Genomic DNA, 233 nt, shown 5'->3' with positions numbered 1-233 from the left:
ATTTAAATGAGCTCATTATGGCACGCAGAATTACCTACACTTTTAAAAATCAACCGCGCGAAATTAACTTCGCCAAAGATAAATACCACGATATGTATCAGGCTATTGCGGCTGCCGAAGGTATCGATTTAACTAACTACTTAAACATGGTACGCCAAATTGAAATGACCTCTAAAGGGTCATCGGCTGTGCGTAACTTTCGTGATCAAGAATTTTCTCGCATGGGCTTTAGC

General features: G+C 40.3%; 1 protein-coding gene. It reads left to right on the top strand.

Translation table 11 applies throughout. The features are described 5' to 3' along the window. Window positions 1-17: 17 nt before the first annotated feature. On the top strand, window positions 18-233 hold a 216-nt coding region (locus AAEY55_RS18640; protein WP_350552788.1), incomplete at its 3' end, for a DUF2960 domain-containing protein.

Source organism: Pseudoalteromonas sp. 120-MNA-CIBAN-0494 (assembly GCF_040308885.1).
GTDB classification, from domain to species: Bacteria; Pseudomonadota; Gammaproteobacteria; order Enterobacterales; family Alteromonadaceae; genus Pseudoalteromonas; species Pseudoalteromonas nigrifaciens.
This window is presented reverse-complemented; position numbering and strand designations above follow the sequence as displayed.